Below are 18,531 nucleotides of genomic sequence, written 5' to 3'. Positions count from 1 at the left end.
TCAATCCAGTCGAAGCCGCGCTTCGGCGTAGGCGTACAGCGGGCGCCACAACAGGCGGTTGAACAGCGTCACGAAGAGCGACATCACCGCGATGCCGAGAATGATTTTCGGGTAGTCGCCATCGGCCGTGTTCTGCGCGATATAGGCGCCCAGTCCGTGCGCGACGACGCTGGTCTTGCCCCACGACACCGCCTCCGCGACGATGCTCGCGTTCCACGCGCCGCCCGAAGCGGTGATCGCGCCGGTGACGTAGTACGGGAAAATGCCCGGCAGCATGGCCTTCTTCCACCACTGCCAGCCGCGAATCTGGAAGTTGGTCGCGGCCTCGCGATAATCGTTCGGATAGGCCGACGCGCCCGCGATCACGTTGAAAAGGATATACCACTGCGTCCCGAGCACGATGAGCGGCGACAGCCAGATATCCGGGTTCAGATGCCAGCGCACGATCGCGACGACGAACACCGGAAACAGCAGATTCGCCGGAAACGCCGCGAGGAACTGCGCGAGCGGCTGGAACTTCTCGGCGAGCGCCGGGCGCAGGCCGATGAGCACGCCGATCGGCACCCAGATCACCGAGGCAATCGCGATCAGCACCACCACGCGCAGCAGCGTGATGAAGCCGAGCACGAACACATTCCCGACTTCGCCCCAGGTGACGCCCGTCGCGACGAACGACACCACCTTCCAGACCACGTACGCGGTAATCACGAGCACCGCCGCGCCCCACGCGATATCGCCGGCGCGCGTGGAGGACACCGGCGCGCGCAGCGGCAGCTTCACGCCTTGCAGCGACGGCAGTTTGATCGGCACGCGCGCGGCTTTGGCGAGAATCCATCCGGCCGGCACGAGCAGGCGGTGAATCAGGCGCGTGCGACGAATCAGGTCGAGCAGCCATGATTCCGGCGCGTTGCCCGAACTCGTGTTCTCCATGCGGAACTTGTCCGCCCACGCGACGAGCGGGCGGAACATCAACTGGTCGTAGGCGAGAATCACGACGGTCATCGCGAGAATCACCCAGCCGATCGCGCCGAGGTTGCGCTCGCCGATGGCCGCCGCGAGATACGCGCCGATGCCCGGCAGCACGATGCTGCGATTGCCGACCGTGATCGCCTCCGACGCCACGACGAAGAACCAGCCGCCCGACATCGACATCATCATGTTCCAGATGAGGCCGGGCATCGAGAACGGCACTTCGAGCTTCCAGAAGCGCTGCCAGTTGGTCAGGTGAAAGCCGCGCGAGACTTCGTCCAGGTCGCGCGGCACCGTGCGCAGCGACTGGTAGAAGCTGAACGTCATGTTCCACGCCTGGCTCGTGAAGATCGCGAAGATGGCCGCGCACTCCGCACCGATGACGCGCCCCGGGAAAAGCGCGAGAAAGAACGTGACGGTAAAAGAGATGTAGCCGAGCACCGGCACCGACTGGAGGATGTCGAGAATCGGCACCAGCACGAGCGACGCGCGCCGGCTCTTCGCGGCGAGCGTGCCGTAGGCGAGCGTGAAGACGAGCGACGCGACCATCGCGGCCAGCATGCGCAAGGTCGTGCGCAATGCGTATTCAGGGAGATTCGCGGGGTCGAGCGAGATCGCCTGCGTCTGCAGGGTCGAGATGGGCGCGAGCGTCTCGTGAAAGCCGACAGCGGCGAGCGCGATGATGCAGATGATCATCGGGAACGCCACGAAGTCCCAGCGGTTGGGCAGGAGCCGCCAGGCGGACGCGTTCGCCGTGCGATTCAGATTGAAACCAAATTCCATTCAAGGCCCTCCCCGTAAGGCTGTGTTACGACCGCGCCACGCGCGGATGATGCTCGAGACGGCCAATGCCGTCGCCCGGGCGAGCCCCCTCACTCCAGCTGCCGCGACGGCGCGCGATGGCGCACGACACGTTCAACCGGTTCAACGCGTCCGGCCGCCCGGCGGACGACACGCGCTCGCGCTGAACCGAGCGACACTACACCACTCACGATGACAGGCACAACCTTCGCGCCGAACTTTGGCTCGCGGCGCGCGGCTTGTGTTGCTCATCGGCACGGCCCGGCCGAACTGAAGGGCCGGCGCAGACCGAGCGCCCACCGTTTCGTCCTTGCAGCGCGCTTTCGGCCGGCCATCGCACGAATGCACGCACGAATGCACGCACAAGCGGGCCGCCGCGGCAAGCGAAGTCGCGTGGTTGCGAAGCGATGTGTTGGGCGAACGCCGTTCGCAGCAATAAGGCGCTTGATAGACGACGAAAAACATCGTCCAATCTGGGCTTATCACAAACAATAAATGAGCGCCGATGCAATGCGAGACGCCAAGACCGAGTCGGAGGGCCGTCCGACGGACGCGAGACGCCCTTCTGGCCGCACGCCCGAAGCTCGCGCGCATGCAGGCAAAGCCGCTGCCGCGCCTTACAGACGCAATGAACGCGCCCGGGCAAGCCGGCTGAACGCCCGCCTCAGGGCGGCGATTATCGCGTTTTTGGCCCGTGACGGCGAGTCCCCGCGCGAATCGGCCACGCCCGGCGCCCCGCTTTTTGCGAACGCGCCCCGGGCACGCGCCGAACACCCGATGGTCGCGGCGTGACGCCGCGCCACGGGCCCGACCGATGAACAAGCTCCTTCTGCACCGTGCCATCGCGACGCTTTGCCTCGCGTTGCTCGCGCTCGGGTGCTGGGTGGCCGCCGGCCTGCTGTCGGACCGGATGGTACAGCAGGAGATGACCGCGACCGTGCGCACCGAACGGCAGATGGCGGGTTCCATCGTCGACAACATGGCGCAAATCATCGCGAGCGACCTCGCCATGTCCCGCGCCATTCCCGCGACGCTCGCGCAGATGGACGTCACGCAGCGCGCGCTGTCGGAGTCGCGGCGCTATGCGTCGAGCGTGCAGGCGACGGAAAGCGTGCGGCGCCAGCAGTGGATGGCACGGCCCGGACTGGAGAAGGTGAACCGCTTCCTGCATGACGCGCAGGGCTTCTCCGGACTCGACTCCCTTTGGCTCGTGAACGAACAGGGCTACTGCATTGCGTCGAGCAACGCGGGCGAAGAAGACAGCTTCATCGGCTACGACATGAGCGCCCGCGCCTATGTCGTGCGGGCGCTGCTCGGCGGTTTCGTCGAAATGTACGGCGTCGGCCGGCTGTCGGGCGAACCGGGCATCTTCATCGCGGCGCCCGTGTACCAGGACGGGCTTCTGGTCGGCGCGGTGATCGCGAAGGTGAGCATCGACCGGTTGCGGCACTGGGTCTCGCGCCCCGGCACCTTCGTCACCGACGAAAACGGCGTCGTGGTGATGGCGCACGACGGCCGGCTCGAATATCGGGCGATGCCGGACGCGGCCATCGCACGCATGACCGCCCGCGAGCGCCTCGAACATTATCGGCGCGACGCGTTCGCGCCGCTGCGCATTCAAAACGTCGGCGAGCGCATGCGGCAGTCGGCGCCCTGGCTCGCGCCCGCGCTCGCGAAGGGCTTCTTCGCCGTCAACGGCGACTCCGTGCCCTCGCTCTACGACGAGCGCACCGGCCTCAATTCGGGCTTGTCCGCGCATATCGTCCACCCGCTCACCAGCTGGACCGAGATCACGCGCAACCATACTCGCGACCGCCTGCTCGTGTTCCTCACGATGCTCGGCGTCGTCACGCTCGCCGTGGTCATCGCCACCTCGTATTCGCGCGAGCGCAGGCTGCATCGCGCAACGCGTGATCTCGCGGAGCAGTTGCAATCGGCCAATACGCTGCTGTCGGCGGAAGCGCGCCACGATGCGCTCACGGGCGCGCTGTCGCGCCGCTATTTCCTCGACACGCTGCGGCAAGAGGTGGAACTGGCGCGCTCGACCGGCACGCCTCTGTCGGTCGCCATCGCCGATCTCGATCATTTCAAGCAGATCAACGACCGCTATGGGCACGCCTCGGGCGACCGCGCGCTCGAGCATTTCGCGGAGGTCTGCCGCGAGCAGCTTCGTCCGAGCGACGCGATCGGGCGGCTCGGCGGCGAGGAATTCGGCATTCTGCTGCCCCAGACCTCGCTCGCCGACGCGCAAGCCGTGCTCGAACGGCTGCGCAAGCGCTTTCATCATGAGCACTGCGCGCATCTGCCGGACGATGCGGTGCTCTCGGTCAGCATCGGCATCACCGAACAGGCGAACGACGACGCGCTCGAATGGATGCTCTCGCGCGCCGATCTCGCGCTCTACGAGGCGAAGTCGCGCGGGCGCGACCGCAGCGAAGTGCGCCCCGCCGACCCGCCGCCCACGCGCCACACCGTGGACTCGCTCGCCGGCAAGTAGCGCCGCCGGCATGTCCCTCGTCGCCACGCGGACATGTCCGCGCAGGTATCATCGGTCCTTGGGTATCGACTGCGTGGCTGTTATCGGGAGGATTGCATGAAGGGAAATCTGGTCATCGTGTGCCGCGATCAGGACGCTGAAACGTTCGACCAATTGCTCGCGGAGTACGGGTCGTTCCAGACGCGGCTGTCGTCCACCGCGTGGTATCTGAAGATCGACCTCGCGCCGGAAGTGATTCAGGAGGAAATCCTGTCGCGCCTCGGCAAGTACACGACGCACTACATCTTCGAGGCGTCCACCGTGACGTACAACACGGTGGATAGCGAGGCGGCCTCGGCACTCCAGACGCTGTTCGACTGAGCCTCGCGGAAGCACGCGCGCGTCGTCAGAACGCGCGCTCCTCGTGCGGCGCTCCGGCGCGGCGCGGCGGGACCGTTCGGGCGGCGGGATCGAACGGAAAGGTCATCGCGACCTGCAAGCCGCCATCGACCTGATTGCCGATCTCGCACTCCCCGCCCGCGCGCCGCGCGAGCCGCTCCACGATGGCGAGCCCGAGGCCGCTATGCCCGCTGCCGCCGCGCGCCGGATCGAGCCGCACGAACGGGCGGCTCGCCTTGATGAGGTCGTCGGGCGCAATGCCCTTGCCGTGGTCCGACACGGACAGCACCCAGCCTTTCGCCTCGCGCCGCGTCTCGATGACGATGGGCGCCGCGCCATACGCATGCGCGTTGTCCAGCAGGTTCGATAGCAGCCGGTCGAGCGTCGCGGCCGGCAACACGAAGCCCGGCCCGGCTTCGAGCTTCAGACGCACGGTATCCGCGCCCGGCGCGACCGCGCGATACGCCCGCGCGACGCGCTCGCACTGCTCATCCACCGCGACCGGCTCGCTGCCGTCCGGGCGGTCGTGCGCGAAGACCAGAAACTGATCGACGATATGCGCCATGGAATCGACGTCGCGCACCACGCCGTCGCGCGTTTTTTCGTCGTCCATCATTTCGGCGCGCAGGCGCAGGCGCGCAAGCGGCGTCTTCAGATCGTGCGCGACGCCCGCCAGCATCACGGCGCGGTCGCTCTCGCTTTGCGACACTTCGCGCACCATCTGATTGAAGCCGTGCGTGAGCTGGCGCAGCTCGCGCGGGCCGCGCTCCGGCACCGGCGGCGTGGGCTGCCCGCGACCGAAGCGCGCGACCGCCTGCGCGAGCGAGCGCAACGGCGACTGCAACTGCCACGCGGCGAAGAGCGCCGCCAGCACGGCCGTCGAAAAGATGATGGCAAGCCACACGAGCATGCGGTCGCGCGAGCGCGGCGGGCGCAGCGGCTGCACCGGCACGACGATCCAGCCCGCGTCCTTCGCGCCGTGAACCCAGACGCTCGGCGGCGCGCCGGGCGGGCCGGGCCGCACGTCGGTGCCGTCGGGCAAGCGGTCTTTCATGTCCTCGATGAAACGCGAGAGCGGACGCGGAAGCTCGTCGCCGCTCGCGGGCTGCGGCGCATCCGCCGCTTGCAGCGGCACGATGCGCACGCGCGAGGGCAACGGCTGCTCCGGATTGTTGGCGATGTGCTGCCGCACCGCTTCGACGAGGAACGCCGCTTCTTCGACCGCGTAGCGCGTTTGCGAGTAATCCCGCTCGACGCGGATGACGGCAAACCAGGCGAGATGCGAAAGCACCAGCACGCCGATGACCAGAACGACCAGCCGGCCGAACAGAGAATCAATGGGCCGGCGCATTTTGCTCGCCGTCGGGCACGAACACGTAGCCGCGTCCCCGCACCGTCTGAATGAAGCGCGGCGCGGAAGGATCGCTTTCAAGAATGCGCCTCAGGCGCCACACCTGCACGTCGATGCCGCGGTCGGTGCCGTCGTATTCCGGGCCGTGCAGCAGTTCGAGGAGGCGCTCGCGCGTGAGCGTGCGCATCGGGTGATTCACGAAAATCTTGAGGAGCGCGAATTCGCTGCCGGACAGCGTGATTGGCTTTTCGTCGTGTTGCAGCGTGCGCGACTGGAAGTCCAGCCGGAAGCGGCCGAACGAATACGGCTCGCGCTGCTCGGGCGCGGCGGACGGAATGGTGCGGCGGCGGCGCAGCACGGCCTGCACGCGCGCGAGCAGCTCGCGCGGGTTGAACGGCTTGCCGAGGTAATCGTCCGCGCCGAGTTCGAGACCGACGATGCGGTCCACGTCGTCCGCGCGAGCGGTCAGCATGATGACGGGAATGTCGTCGCCCGATGCGCGGAGCTTGCGCAGCGCCGTCAGACCGTCGACGCCCGGCATCATCAGATCGAGAACGATCAGATCGGGGCGCTCGCGCTCGATACGGCGTTCGAGCGAACCGGCGTCGTGCAGCACCGATACCTCGATGCCCTGCCGGACCAGATAATCGCGCAGGAGGTCGCGCAGTTCGGCGTCGTCGTCGACGACTAGAATTTGTGTAGTCATGAGAGGGAGTTTAGCGCGGGAGTCCCGGCCGGTCGGCGGTCTCTCGCGCCGCAAAGGGTTACGGGGTGTTACCGCGAAAGCAGCGCGTAAACCAGCGTAATACGAAACGCCGCCTTGGTAACACGCGCGACGGCACCAGCCACTACGCTGTGTCTCACCGACCAAGCGCGGTCTCAACGAAATCCGCGCATTCGGCTCCGACATCAATCAGGGAGTCTCACGATGAGCAAGCAATATCGCATTCTCGCCGCCGCTGCTACCGCACTCGCGCTGACCTTCGGCGCGGCCCACGCCGCCACCAACGACGCGCCGAACGCGCCGCCGCCCGGCGCTGCGGGCATGATGGGCGGTCCTGGCGGTCATCACATGGAAATGCGCATGCAGAAGCAGCTCGACCAGTTGCACGGCCAACTGAAGCTGAATGCGGATCAGGAGAAGCTGTGGCAGACGGCCATCGACACGATGAACCAGAACCACAAGGCCATGCGGGAGAGCCATCGCCAGATGCACGAGCAGTTCCAGTCGATGCAGAACCAGCCGATTGTGGACCTGAACGCGATGCACGCGGCGCATCAGAAGCTCGAAGAGCAGCAAATGCAGTTGCACGAGCAGACGGCGACCGCCTGGCTCAATTTCTATAACTCGCTGAACGACCAGCAAAAGACGACCGTGAGCACGGCGCTCAAGCAGCACTTCGCCCGCATGCGCGAGCATCAGCAGAAGATGCACGAACGCTGGGGCAAGCATCGCGGCGGGCCGGACGCGGCTCAGGCCGCGCCGGGCGCGCCGGGCGCATCCGCGACTGCGAAGCCCTAAGCGGTTCTTGCAGGCGCAAAAAAACCGCGGGCGCGAGCCCGCGGTTTCTCACATTAATGGCCGGTCAAGCCAGATCGAACAGCAGCACTTCCGCCCGCTCGCCGCCGTTGATGCTCACCTTGGCGATATCCTCGATCTTCGCGGCATCGCCCGCGCCGAGCGCCTCGCCGTTCACCGACACCTTGCCGCGCGCCACATGCACATACACGCGGCGGCCCGCCGGCACGTCGAACTCGCCCCGCTCGTCGCCATCGAACAGGCCCGCGAAAATTCGCGCGTCGGCGCCGATTTTCACCGAGCCGTCCGTGCCTTCGGGCGAAGCGATCACGCGCAGGCGGCCGCGCTTTTCGTCATCGGCGAAACGCTTTTCCTCGTAGCCCGGCGCGCCGCCCGGCGCATCCGGAATGATCCAGATTTGCAGGAAGTGCGCCGTTTCGGTCGGCGAGCCGTTGAACTCGCTGTGCCGCACGCCGGTTCCGGCGCTCATGCGCTGCACGTCGCCGGGGCGGATGGTCGATCCGTTGCCCATGCTGTCGCGATGCGCGAGCGCGCCTTCCAGCACGTAGCTCACGATCTCCATGTCGCGATGACCGTGCGTGCCGAAGCCCTGTCCGCCCGCGACCCGGTCTTCATTGATCACGCGCAGCGCGCCGAAGTGAACGTGCTCCGGATCGTGGTAGTCGGCGAACGAGAAGCTGTGATACGAGTCCAGCCAGCCGTGGTTGGCGTGACCGCGTTCGTTGCTGCGGCGAATCTCGAACATGTTGTGCTCCCGGTGTAGACGTTGAACTGCGATGGAGACAATGTAAGGGCGGCCGCCTGCCGGAACAACGAGCGCAACGGCACTACACCGTCCCGCCGATGGAGGTAATCGGACTTGTCCGGCTATCGCCGCGCGCACGCCGGGTTCGGGTAAAATACCGCGCTTTTCGGGCGGCGGCGGTGTAGCAGCGCCTTCGGAAACACGGACATTCGGGGCATTCGCGGCATCCACGACATTCGCGGCATTTGCGTTTTGGACGTGCTCGCCAATTTTGGCCACCTAGAATACGGACCGCCGGCGGACCGCCAGCGCGCGAGCCACGAGCGGCGCCGGAAAGAAACGAGACCAATCGCGCCGGAGCTTCATCGAGGCAACGCTCGCGAGCCGCGCGTAGGCGGCGAATGGCGGCGGCGAATGGCGGCGGCGAATGGCGGCGGCGAAATCGCGGCGGCGAGCCGCTTCGTGCGCGCGTGGAATGGCGCACCTTATCAAGGAATCACCATGTTGCAAGGCTACGGTCCGCTGATCCTCGCGGGCACCTGGCAGACCGTCAAGCTCGCGGTGCTGTCGCTGGCGTTCGCCTTCGTGATCGGCCTCATCGGCGCGGCGGCGAAGCTCTCCAAGAGCCGTATCACGTCGGGCATCGGCACCGTCTATACGACGCTGATTCGCGGCGTACCCGATCTCGTGCTGATGCTGCTGCTCTTCTACAGCATCCAGATCTGGCTGAACTTGTTGACCGATCACCTCGGCTGGGATCAGATCGATATCGATCCGTTCCTCGCGGGCATTCTCGTGCTCGGCTTCATCTACGGCGCGTACTTCACCGAAACGTTCCGCGGCGCGTTCCTTTCGGTGCCGCGCGGCCAGCTCGAAGCGGGCGCGGCCTACGGCATGACGCCGTGGCAGACCTTCTCGCGCATCATGTTTCCTCAGATGATGCGCTTCGCGCTGCCGGGCATCGGCAACAACTGGCAGGTGATGGTGAAGGCGACCGCGCTGGTGTCGATCATCGGCCTCGCGGACGTCGTGAAGGCCGCTCAGGACGCCGGCAAAGGCACGCAGCGGTTCTTCTTGTTCACGCTGCTCGCGGGCGTCGTCTATCTCGCCATCACCACGATCTCGAACTTCGTGCTGATCTGGCTGGAGCGGCGCTACTCCATCGGCGTGCGCAAGGCGGACCTGTAACCAGCGGCATTCGGACATCCAGCCTTATTCCAGTATCAGAGAGCGGCGGACTTCATGATCGAAATCATCCAGGAATTCTGGAAGAACTACCTTTTCACCGACGGCTACCGCATTACCGGTCTCGCCATCACGATGTGGCTGCTCGTGGTGTCCATCGGACTCGGGTTCTGCCTCTCCGTGCCGCTCGCCGTGGCGCGGGTGTCGAAGAACAAGCTGCTCTCGCGCAGCGTCTGGCTGTACACGTACGTGTTTCGCGGCACGCCGCTCTATGTGCAACTGCTGCTCTGCTATACGGGCCTGTACAGCCTGCAGGTCGTGCGCGATCACATGCTGCTTTCCCAGTTCTTCCGCAGCGGCATGAACTGCACGTTGCTCGCGTTCACGCTGAACACCTGCGCCTACACGACGGAAATCTTCGCCGGCGCAATCAAGGCGACGCCGTATGGCGAGATCGAAGCGGCGCGCGCGTACGGCATGTCGAGCTTCACGCTGTATCGCCGCGTGATTCTGCCGTCGGCGCTGCGCCGCGCGCTGCCTTACTACAGCAACGAAGTCATTCTCATGCTGCACGCGACGACCGTCGCGTTCACGGCGACCGTGCCGGACATCCTGAAGATCGCGCGGGACGTGAACTCAGCGACGTATCAGTCGTTCCAGGCGTTCGGCATCGCTGCCCTGCTCTATCTCGTCATTTCGTTCGCGCTCGTGTGGCTGTTCCGCCGCGCCGAACATCGCTGGCTCGCGTACCTGCGGCCGCAAGGCAAATAAGTCAGGCAATCGGCCTACAGGACCGCACATGAATTCCCAGAAGCACAAGCTTTTCGTCGACGACATTCACAAGCAGTACGGCAGCAACGAAGTCCTGAAAGGCGTCTCGCTGAAGGCGAACGCCGGCGACGTGATCAGCATCATCGGGTCGTCGGGATCCGGCAAGAGCACGATGCTGCGCTGTATCAACTTCCTCGAGCAGCCGAATCGCGGGCGCATCTTCGTCGACGGCGCCGAAGTGCGCACGATGTTGGACAAGACCGGCGCGTTGAAGGTCGCGGACGCGAAGCAACTGCGGCAGGTCCGCTCGAAGCTCTCGATGGTCTTCCAGCACTTCAACCTCTGGTCGCACATGAACGTGCTGGAGAACGTGACGGAAGCGCCCGTGAACGTGCTCGGCCTGCCGAAGAAGGAAGCCGAGGATCGCGCGCGCACGTATCTGGAGAAGGTCGGGCTCGCGCCGCGGCTGGAGAAGCAGTATCCGTCGCACTTGTCGGGCGGTCAGCAGCAGCGCGTGGCGATTGCCCGCGCGCTCGCCATGCATCCGGATGTGATGCTCTTCGATGAACCCACGTCCGCGCTCGATCCGGAACTCGTCGGCGAAGTGCTGAAGGTGATGCAGACGCTCGCCGAAGAAGGCCGCACGATGATCGTCGTCACGCACGAAATGGCGTTCGCGCGCAATGTGTCGAACCATGTCGTGTTCCTGCATCAGGGGCGTATCGAAGAAGAAGGTCGCCCGAACGAGGTGTTCGCTCAACCGAAGAGCGAGCGGCTCAGGCAGTTCCTCTCGGGTAGTCTCAAGTAGCTGCCGCACACTTCTCTGGAAAAAGCGCCCCCAAGGCGCTTTTTTTTCGCCCCCGCGCCCCGCCCGACGGCCCTTCCAGCCCGTTTCGGCCACCTAGCGCCGACACGTCCGCGCGTCAATAGGCGTGAAACCTGACCCCGAAACTTTCCCGAGCGCAGAGCCTTGCTGGGTAAGGCTTTGCGGGCCGTTTCCCATGCTTTGGGTCGCGTCTAAGCCACAATGGCTTTGCGTTTTTGACACACCGCATCGGCGAGCGTCAAATTCCTTTGGCGAGTGTGACGTAATTTGTTAAATTGGTAACTAAAGTACCAAAACGAAGTGCACAAAAAGTAGTTTTACTTCAAAACAAAGTGAGGAGACGCCAGTCGACGGACCAGCGTCAGATTCGCGCCCACGACGCGCGAGTCATCACGAGCACTGTCGTTACGCGTGTGTCGTTCCTCGAAAAACAATTTCCGGTTGGATGCGCCCGCATCGAACCGCACACGGCAGCACTTGGTTCTATTTCTTGACAGGGTTGGAGGAGATGATGAAGAAAGCTTTGCTCGCGGCAGCAGCACTGCTGACGTTCAGCGCAGTGGCTCAGGCTCAAAGCAGCGTGACGCTGTATGGCCGCCTGGACGCCGGCCTGGAGTACATGAACGGCGTGCCGACCGGCGTTGGCGCCAACGGCGCGGCCACCGGCTCGTCGCACCGCTTCCGTGCGGAAAGCGGCGACTGGGGCACGAGCCTCTGGGGCATGAAGGGCGTCGAAGACCTGGGCGGCGGCTATCGCGCCGTGTTCCAGTTGGAAGGCAGCTTCAACACCATGACGGGTCAAGGCCCGGGCGGCGGCGGCCTCTTCAATCGTTGGGCGACGGTCGGTATCGCGAACAACAACTTCGGTACGCTGCTGTTGGGCCGCGAACTCTTCATCGCTAACGGCGTGTGGGACTTCGATCCGTTCGGTCAGTCGAACTGGTCGTCGGCTTCGCTGGTGCGTGGCCGCAACTGGCCGCAATCGAGCAACAACATTTCGTACCAGTCGCCGAAGTTCGCGGGCTTCGACTTCTACGGCCAGTACGCACTGTCGAACGCGACGAACTGGAACGGCAACGGCACGACGCCGCAAGGCCGCGAAGGTGGCGCGTACATCACGTACACCACGCCGCTCTTCCAGATTCGCGGCATGTACGACGAAATCCGCAACCCGGCCAACGGTACGCTCGGCGGCGCCTACAACGCGCTCAACGGCGGCACGAACAACGGCAACGGCGTCTACGCGTACTCGCGCGAGTACACGGCGATGTTCAACCTGTTCCTCGGCCAGTTCAAGGTTCAGGGCGCTTACCAGGCGATCCGCTCGTCCGGCATGGTGGGCCAGTTGCCCGGCCAGCCGACCACGCTCGACCACGAATGGGGCGGCGTGACGTGGCAAGCAACGCCGGCGGCGGCGCTGATCGGCGCGGTCTACCACGTGAACGGCAACAACGGCGCGGGTAACGCGACCATCTACACGGTCGGCGGCTCGTACAACCTGTCGAAGCGCACCCTGTTCGACCTGCAAGTCGCGACGGTCCAGAACAGCAAGAGCGCCAACTACGGCCTGAACGCCAACAACTTCGGCACGGCTGCCGCGACGGACAACCCGTTCGCCGGCCACAGCCAGACGGGCGTCTATGCCGGCATTCAGCACTCGTTCTAAGCGAGTCTGAAGCAAGAATAGTTCTATAAGGTTTTCACGCTGCTGCGAGAGGCGCGTATCGGTGCGGTGCCCGAAAGGGTGTCGCACCGTTTTTTATTGGCGGCTCGTCTGACGCATGCATGCGGCGGCTTGTTGCCGCGTTTGTCAAATTGAATCAAAAGTACACGCTCGACCCTCCGAAAATGTAGTTCTCCTTCAAAATTCCGACGGCAGTTGGTTCACTTTTGACAGGAGTTGGAGGAGATGATGAAGAAGGCTTTGCTTGCAGCGGCGGCGCTGCTGACGTTCGGCGCGGCGGCGCATGCCCAAAGCAGCGTGACGCTGTATGGCCGCCTGGACGCGGGACTCGAATACATGAACGGCGTGCCGACCGGGGCGGCGAAGAACGTCACGGCAAGCCGCATCCGCGCCGAAAGCGGCGACTGGGGCACGAGCCTCTGGGGCTTGAAGGGCGCCGAAGATCTGGGCGGCGGCAATCGCGCCGTGTTCCAGTTGGAAGGCAGCTTCAACACCATGACGGGCCAAGGCCCGGGCGGCGGCGGCCTCTTCAATCGCTGGGCGACGGTGGGTATCGCGAACAACAGCTTCGGCACCGTGCTGCTGGGGCGCGAACTGTTCGTGTCCAACGGCGTATGGGACTTCGATCCGTTCGGCCAGTCGAACTGGTCGTCGGCTTCGCTGGTGCGTGGCCGCAACTGGCCGCAATCGAGCAACAACATCTCGTATCAGTCGCCGAAGTTCGCGGGCTTCGACTTCTACGGTCAATACGCGCTCTCGAATGCGACCAACTGGAACGGCAACGGCACGACGCCGCAAGGCCGTGAAGCAGGCGCGTACGTCACGTACACGTCGCCGTATCTCCAGGTGCGCGGCATGTACGACGAGATCCGCAATCCGGCCAACGGTCAGCTCGGCGGCAGCTATGGCGCGACTCAGGGCGTCTACGCCTACTCGCGCGAATACTCCGCCATGGCGAACGTGTTCCTCGGCCAGTTCAAGCTCCAGGCGGGTTATCAGGCGATTCGTTCTTCGGGCATGACCGGCCAGTTGCCGGGCGAGCCGACCACGCTCGACCACGAATGGGGCGGCGTGACGTGGCAGGCGTCGCCGGCCGCGGCGCTGACCGCCGCCGTCTATCACGTGAACGGCAACAACGGCGCAGGCAACGCGACGATGTACACCGTCGGCGGTTCGTACAACCTGTCGAAGCGCACGTTGTTCGACCTGCAAGTCGCCACCGTTCAGAACAGCAAGACGGCGAACTACGGCCTCAACGCGAACAGCTTCGGCACCGCTGCGTCGACGGACAATCCGTTCCCCGGCCGCAGTCAGACGGGCGTGTACGCGGGCATTCAGCACTCGTTTTAAGCCGCGCGTCTGATGCACTGAGCGGCGCGGCCCCCCCGCAAGGGCCGCGCCGTTTTATTGTCCGCCATAGAAAAAGGGCCGCCGATTCGCATCGACGGCCCTTTGTTCGAACTGCTCGGGCGCTATTCCTTCGCCATGCCCGACGCACCGTGACTCAGCCAGTCGAGCACGGCGGCGGCTTCGTCGTCGCTGGACTCGCGCGCGTGCGCGACCGTCTCGCTGATCTGCGCGCCCGGCTGCGGCGCCGCGCGGCGGATCGCCACGCCGACCGCGAGGATGTCGATGATCACGAGATGCAGAATGCGCGAGATCATCGACAACTGCGACTCGCGAATCTCGATGTGATCGGTCTCCAGCGCCACCGTCGCGCGCTTGGCGAGCGGCGTGTTGCTCGACGTGATCGCGATGACCGTCGCGCCCTGCTGCATCGCCACTTCCAGCACGCGCAGCAGTTCCGGCGCGCGCCCGGACTTCGACACGGCCACGATCACATCGCCCTTGCCGAGCAGCGCCGCCGAGGCTGCCTGCATGTACAGATCGCCATAGGCGATCGTCGGGATGCCGAAGCGGAAGAACTTGTAATGCGCGTCCTGCGCGACGATGTTCGAATTCCCGAGGCCATAGAACTCGATGCGCCGCGCGCCGTTCAGAATGTCGATCGCGCGCTCGACGTTCTCGAAGTTCAGATGCTCGCGCAGTTGAAGGATGGCGGACACGGTGTTGTCCAGCACCTTCGCGCCGAAGTCGGTGGCCGTATCGCCGAGATGCACCTGACTGTGGCTCACCGGAATCGTGCCCGTGAGCCCCGTCGCGAGCTTCAGCTTGAAGTCGGACAGGCCCTGACAGCCGAGCGAGCGGCAAAAGCGAATCACCGTCGGCTGGCTCACGTCCGCCTTGCGCGCGATGTCGATGATCGGATCGTTGATGATCGAGCGCGGATGATTCAGCGCGAGATCGGCCACGCGCCGCTCGGCGGGCGTGAGCGCGTCCCGCATCTGGCGAATGCGTTCGAACACGGCCGACGATCCGCTGTTCGCGCGGTTCGACAACTGCTCGGCAAGAATCGCGGACACGCCGAGGAACGCCGGATATTCCGCGGTGATGACGTAAGTCGGAATGCCGGACAAATACTGCTGGAAGCGCCCTTTCGACTCGAATCGCTCGCGAAACGGCGACTTGTGGAACAGCTCGCCCAGCTTCAGCACGATGCCGCCGCCGATATAGATGCCGCCCAGCGCGCCGAGCGTCACCGCGATGTTGCCCGCGAATGTGCCGAGGATCGCGCAGAAGCAGTTCACCGTTTCGAGCGCGAGCGCTTCGCCTTGATGCGCGCGCGTAGTGACGTCGGCGGCGGTGAAGGTGTCGGCGACCGCGACGTTGTCGCGCTCCGCGAACGCGCGGTAGATCAGCTCCAGCCCCTGCCCCGCGCACACGCGCTCGAACGACACGTGCGGGTACTTGCGGCGCGCATAGCGCGTGACGAGGTCTTCGCTTTCATCGAACGGCGAGAAGGTCGCGTGGCCGCCTTCGCTGCCGAGCGCGATCCAGCGATCGTCAGCGGGGATCAGACCCGACACGCCCAGGCCGGTGCCCGGACCCAGCAAGCCGATCACGCTGTTCTGCCGGCGCGCGCCGCCGCCCACCTGCACGCGCTGCCCATCGGTGAGGCCGGGCAGCGCCATCGCGAGCGCGGTGAAATCGTTGACGACGAGCAGCGTGTCGAAGCCGAGCGCGCGGCGCGTCGCTTCGATCGAAAAGCTCCAGTCGTGGTTCGTCATTTTCACGTGATCGCCGTCCACCGGATTGGCGATCGCGATCGCCGCGTGATTCACGCGTCCGACTTTCGTGTCCTTCAGATACTGCTGCATGACTTCGGCGATGCCCGGGTAATCGGCGCCCGGATACACGCGAATCTGCCCGATCTCGCCGGGCGCCGTCTCCAGCGCGAAGCGCGCGTTGGTGCCGCCGATGTCGGCGAGCAGCCTCGGTCCGTCGGCGTGGCTCGGCGCCGGCGCGGCCTTATGCACACCAGTAGACATCGAGCTTCACTCCTTCATCGTTGGCCAGGGTCGAGATGGCATTCTTTTGGCGCGCGGCGAGCGCCGCGTTCAGCACGTCCAGTTTCTTCTGGCCGGAGATGAAGAGGAAAAGCTGCTTCACCTGCTTGAGAGCGGACATCGACAGGCTCACCCGCGCGTGCGGCGCGCTGCCCGGATGCACGGCGACGAAGCGGTCCTGCGTGGAAATGGCGAAGTCCCATTCGGGCGCGTCCGCAAAGATGGACGCCGTGTGGCCGTCCTCGCCCATGCCGAGCACCGCGACATCCGGCAGACGGCGGCGCGCGTCTGCGTTGAGCGCGGCGACGTGCGCGTCGAGCGTGGCGGACGTATCGACGAGCGGCAGGAAGTACGCCGCCGCGCCCGCGTCCTGCAAAAGCGTCTCGCGCACGAGTCGCGCGTTGCTCGCGGAATCGGTTTCAGGCACCCAGCGGTCGTCGACGAGCGTCACGTCGATATGCGCCCACGCGAGCGGCTCGCGCGACAGCGTCTGCAAGAACGGACGCGGGCTCGTGCCGCCGGACACGGCGAGCGTGGCATGAGCGGACTGTCCTGATGCGGCTGCGCTGGCATCGGCCGATGCGGCGCCTCTGGCCGCGAGCGACGCGGCAAGCGCGTCGCTGACGGCCTTCGCCAGCGCGTCCGAGTGGGCGCGCGGGTCGTCGAAAGTGCGAAGCTCGATCACTGCTCCTCCATCCTGCTTGTCTTGGTTTATCGACCCGCCTTATGCCGCGAAGCCGCGAACGGCCCGCGAAGCGGTCTTGTGTGCTGGCGCGCGCGGCGTCTCTCTGAACGGAGCCGTCAGCGCGACGCCCTCAATTCTCTTCTTCCAGCCAGCACGTGCCATGCTGCGCGAGCATTGCGCTCGACGCCGCCGGCCCCCACGTGCCCGCCGCATACGGCTTGGGCTTGTTCGTGGACGCCGCCCACGCGTTGAGAATCGGCTCGACCCAGCGCCACGCGGCTTCCTGCTCGTCGCGACGCACGAAGAGCGCGAGCCGCCCGTGGATCACGTCCAGCAACAGCCGCTGGTACGCCTCCATCTGCCCTTCCTTGAAGAACTGGTCGAACGCGAGGTCCAGATGGACGCTTGCGAGATTCATGCCCTCGCCCGGCTGCTTCGCGAGGCAGTAGAGGCGAATCGTCTCGTTCGGCTGCAGGCGGATCACGAGCCGGTTCGCGCCCGCGCGCAACGCATTCGCGCCGAGCGCCGAATGCGGCACGGGCCGGAAATTCACGACGATCTCCGCGACGCGGTCCGCGAGCCGCTTGCCGGTGCGCAGGAAGAACGGCACGCCGGCCCAGCGCCAGTTTTCGATTTCGACTTTCAGCGCGACGAAGGTTTCCGTGTTGCTGTCGGGGCGCACGCCGGCTTCCGTCGCGTAGGCCGGCACCGATGCGCCGCGAATCACGCCGGCGTGATACTGCCCGCGCACGGCGACGCGGCTAATGTCGCGTTCGTCGATCGGCTTCAGCGCGCGCAGCACGCGCAGCTTTTCGTCGCGCACGGAGTCGGAATCCATCGAATGCGGCGGCTCCATCGTCACGATGGAAAGCAGTTGCAGCAAATGGTTCTGCACCATGTCGCGCAACGCGCCGGTGTTGTCGTAGAAGTCGCCGCGCGCTTCCACGCCGAGTTCTTCCGCGATGGTGATCTGGATGCTCTCGACCCATTCGCGCCGCCACAGCGGCTCGAAGAGCGCATTGCCGAAGCGCAGCGCGAGGAGGTTCTGCACCGGCTCCTTGCCGAGGTAATGGTCGATCCGGTAGATCTGCTCTTCCTGAAAGATCTCGCCGACCGCGTCGTTGATGGCGTTGGACGACTTCAGGTCGTAGCCGAGCGGCTTTTCCAGCACGATGCGCGCGTTCTGGTTCAGACCGACTTCCGACAGCGCGCGGCAGATGGGTACGAAGAGCGACGGCCCGGTCGCGAGATAGAAGACGCGCGTGCCGTCGTATTTGGCGAGCGCGTCGCGCAACACCACGAAGTCTTCCGCGCGACCGAGATCGAGCTGCACGTATTCGATGCGCTCCAGAAAGCTGCGCCACGCGGTCTCGTCCAGGCCCTTCTTCGACACATGCGGCTTCACGTGTTCCTCGACCCACGCGAGGTATTCGCCGGGGGCCTGCGCGCCGCGCGCCACCGCGACGATCTTGCCCGACGCGGCCAGCATGCCCGCCCGGTGCGCTTCGAACAGCGCCGGAAGAATCTTGCGCATGGACAAGTCGCCAGTCCCGCCGAAGAGCACGAAGATGAAATTCGAGTCGCTTTGCATGGGTTTTGAGGCCGCCTGTGAAGTCGGTGGGACGTCGAACGAAAGGCTACCGTAGTTCGACAAAATTTTTTTTGACACTGAATTGTAGTTTAACTACAATC

The 18,531-nt window shown here is 65.2% G+C and carries 15 protein-coding genes; 8 read left to right on the top strand and 7 right to left on the bottom strand.

What is annotated here, in order from left to right; translation table 11 throughout:
• Nucleotides 1-1,752, bottom strand: a complete 1,752-nt coding sequence (locus LDZ26_RS03725) for an ABC transporter permease subunit (protein ID WP_244848219.1) — start codon at nt 1,750-1,752, stop codon at nt 1-3.
• An 832-nt stretch (nt 1,753-2,584) separates the two neighbouring features.
• On the opposite strand from LDZ26_RS03725, the gene LDZ26_RS03720 reads away from it, so the two are divergent.
• Nucleotides 2,585-4,267 (top strand): sensor domain-containing diguanylate cyclase, encoded by a 1,683-nt coding sequence (locus tag LDZ26_RS03720; protein WP_244848218.1) that lies wholly within the window; start codon nt 2,585-2,587, stop codon nt 4,265-4,267.
• A gap of 96 nt (nt 4,268-4,363) precedes the next feature.
• A complete protein-coding gene (locus LDZ26_RS03715) occupies nt 4,364-4,627 on the top strand; it encodes a hypothetical protein (RefSeq protein WP_175939818.1) in 264 nt (87 codons plus the stop codon).
• A gap of 25 nt (nt 4,628-4,652) precedes the next feature.
• Here the strand turns inward: LDZ26_RS03715 and LDZ26_RS03710 are convergent, their stop codons facing one another.
• Both LDZ26_RS03710 and LDZ26_RS03705 read right to left on the bottom strand, forming a co-directional pair.
• Complete coding sequence (locus LDZ26_RS03710; RefSeq protein ID WP_244848217.1) at nt 4,653-5,996, bottom strand: ATP-binding protein; 1,344 nt, start codon at nt 5,994-5,996, stop codon at nt 4,653-4,655.
• Complete coding sequence (locus LDZ26_RS03705) at nt 5,980-6,702, bottom strand: response regulator (protein ID WP_175939816.1); 723 nt, start codon at nt 6,700-6,702, stop codon at nt 5,980-5,982. The genes LDZ26_RS03710 and LDZ26_RS03705 overlap by 17 nt, the downstream gene beginning before the upstream one ends.
• Before the next feature lie 222 nt (nt 6,703-6,924).
• On the opposite strand from LDZ26_RS03705, the gene LDZ26_RS03700 reads away from it, so the two are divergent.
• Entirely contained in the window at nt 6,925-7,518 is a 594-nt protein-coding gene (locus LDZ26_RS03700) for a periplasmic heavy metal sensor (protein ID WP_244848216.1), read from the top strand.
• A 64-nt stretch (nt 7,519-7,582) separates the two neighbouring features.
• On the opposite strand, the gene LDZ26_RS03695 is transcribed toward LDZ26_RS03700, so the two are convergent.
• Nucleotides 7,583-8,281: a pirin family protein gene (locus tag LDZ26_RS03695; protein ID WP_244848215.1), complete on the bottom strand. Its 699-nt coding sequence runs from the start codon at nt 8,279-8,281 to the stop codon at nt 7,583-7,585.
• 501 nt (nt 8,282-8,782) lie between these two features.
• Between LDZ26_RS03695 and LDZ26_RS03690 the strand changes: the two genes are divergently transcribed.
• From LDZ26_RS03690 to LDZ26_RS03670, 5 genes are all read left to right on the top strand, one after another.
• Entirely contained in the window at nt 8,783-9,469 is a 687-nt protein-coding gene (locus tag LDZ26_RS03690) for an ABC transporter permease (protein ID WP_244848912.1), read from the top strand.
• Nucleotides 9,470-9,523: 54 nt separating this feature from the next.
• Nucleotides 9,524-10,237 carry an ABC transporter permease gene (locus LDZ26_RS03685; protein WP_244848214.1) on the top strand — a complete coding sequence of 238 codons (714 nt, stop codon included), beginning with the start codon at nt 9,524-9,526 and terminating at the stop codon, nt 10,235-10,237.
• 28 nt (nt 10,238-10,265) lie between these two features.
• Entirely contained in the window at nt 10,266-11,045 is a 780-nt protein-coding gene (locus LDZ26_RS03680) for an ABC transporter ATP-binding protein (protein ID WP_175939811.1), read from the top strand.
• A 529-nt stretch (nt 11,046-11,574) separates the two neighbouring features.
• Nucleotides 11,575-12,729, top strand: coding sequence for a porin (locus tag LDZ26_RS03675; protein WP_175940619.1), 1,155 nt, complete (start codon nt 11,575-11,577; stop codon nt 12,727-12,729).
• 246 nt (nt 12,730-12,975) lie between these two features.
• Nucleotides 12,976-14,097 (top strand): porin, encoded by a 1,122-nt coding sequence (locus LDZ26_RS03670; RefSeq protein WP_244848910.1) that lies wholly within the window; start codon nt 12,976-12,978, stop codon nt 14,095-14,097.
• A gap of 122 nt (nt 14,098-14,219) precedes the next feature.
• Here the strand turns inward: LDZ26_RS03670 and LDZ26_RS03665 are convergent, their stop codons facing one another.
• From LDZ26_RS03665 to zwf, 3 genes are all read right to left on the bottom strand, one after another.
• Complete coding sequence (locus LDZ26_RS03665) at nt 14,220-16,136, bottom strand: bifunctional transcriptional regulator/glucokinase (protein ID WP_244848213.1); 1,917 nt, start codon at nt 16,134-16,136, stop codon at nt 14,220-14,222.
• A complete protein-coding gene (pgl, locus tag LDZ26_RS03660; RefSeq protein ID WP_244848212.1) occupies nt 16,117-16,839 on the bottom strand; it encodes a 6-phosphogluconolactonase in 723 nt (240 codons plus the stop codon). Before pgl ends, LDZ26_RS03665 begins: the two co-directional genes overlap by 20 nt.
• Nucleotides 16,840-16,969: 130 nt before the next feature.
• Nucleotides 16,970-18,430, bottom strand: coding sequence for a glucose-6-phosphate dehydrogenase (gene zwf, locus LDZ26_RS03655; protein ID WP_244848211.1), 1,461 nt, complete (start codon nt 18,428-18,430; stop codon nt 16,970-16,972).
• Between the last annotated feature and the right edge of the window lie 101 nt (nt 18,431-18,531).

Source organism: Caballeronia sp. SL2Y3, from assembly GCF_022879575.1.
GTDB lineage: Bacteria > Pseudomonadota > Gammaproteobacteria > Burkholderiales > Burkholderiaceae > Caballeronia.
The sequence above is the reverse complement of the archived record's forward strand: the minus strand, read 5'-3'. Positions and strand labels throughout refer to the sequence as shown.

What these genes read in the sequence shown, in the direction of transcription:
- LDZ26_RS03700 (WP_244848216.1), top strand. Translation starts at nt 6,925, where the DNA reads ATGAGCAAGCAATATCGCATTCTCGCCGCCGCTGCTACCGCACTCGCG.
- LDZ26_RS03695 (WP_244848215.1), bottom strand. Translation starts at nt 8,281, where the DNA reads ATGTTCGAGATTCGCCGCAGCAACGAACGCGGTCACGCCAACCACGGC.
- zwf (WP_244848211.1), bottom strand. Translation starts at nt 18,430, where the DNA reads ATGCAAAGCGACTCGAATTTCATCTTCGTGCTCTTCGGCGGGACTGGC.
- LDZ26_RS03705 (WP_175939816.1), bottom strand. Translation starts at nt 6,702, where the DNA reads ATGACTACACAAATTCTAGTCGTCGACGACGACGCCGAACTGCGCGAC.
- LDZ26_RS03675 (WP_175940619.1), top strand. Translation starts at nt 11,575, where the DNA reads ATGAAGAAAGCTTTGCTCGCGGCAGCAGCACTGCTGACGTTCAGCGCA.
- LDZ26_RS03685 (WP_244848214.1), top strand. Translation starts at nt 9,524, where the DNA reads ATGATCGAAATCATCCAGGAATTCTGGAAGAACTACCTTTTCACCGAC.
- LDZ26_RS03715 (WP_175939818.1), top strand. Translation starts at nt 4,364, where the DNA reads ATGAAGGGAAATCTGGTCATCGTGTGCCGCGATCAGGACGCTGAAACG.
- LDZ26_RS03665 (WP_244848213.1), bottom strand. Translation starts at nt 16,136, where the DNA reads ATGTCTACTGGTGTGCATAAGGCCGCGCCGGCGCCGAGCCACGCCGAC.
- LDZ26_RS03725 (WP_244848219.1), bottom strand. Translation starts at nt 1,752, where the DNA reads ATGGAATTTGGTTTCAATCTGAATCGCACGGCGAACGCGTCCGCCTGG.
- LDZ26_RS03670 (WP_244848910.1), top strand. Translation starts at nt 12,976, where the DNA reads ATGAAGAAGGCTTTGCTTGCAGCGGCGGCGCTGCTGACGTTCGGCGCG.
- LDZ26_RS03680 (WP_175939811.1), top strand. Translation starts at nt 10,266, where the DNA reads ATGAATTCCCAGAAGCACAAGCTTTTCGTCGACGACATTCACAAGCAG.
- LDZ26_RS03720 (WP_244848218.1), top strand. Translation starts at nt 2,585, where the DNA reads ATGAACAAGCTCCTTCTGCACCGTGCCATCGCGACGCTTTGCCTCGCG.
- LDZ26_RS03690 (WP_244848912.1), top strand. Translation starts at nt 8,783, where the DNA reads ATGTTGCAAGGCTACGGTCCGCTGATCCTCGCGGGCACCTGGCAGACC.
- LDZ26_RS03710 (WP_244848217.1), bottom strand. Translation starts at nt 5,996, where the DNA reads ATGCGCCGGCCCATTGATTCTCTGTTCGGCCGGCTGGTCGTTCTGGTC.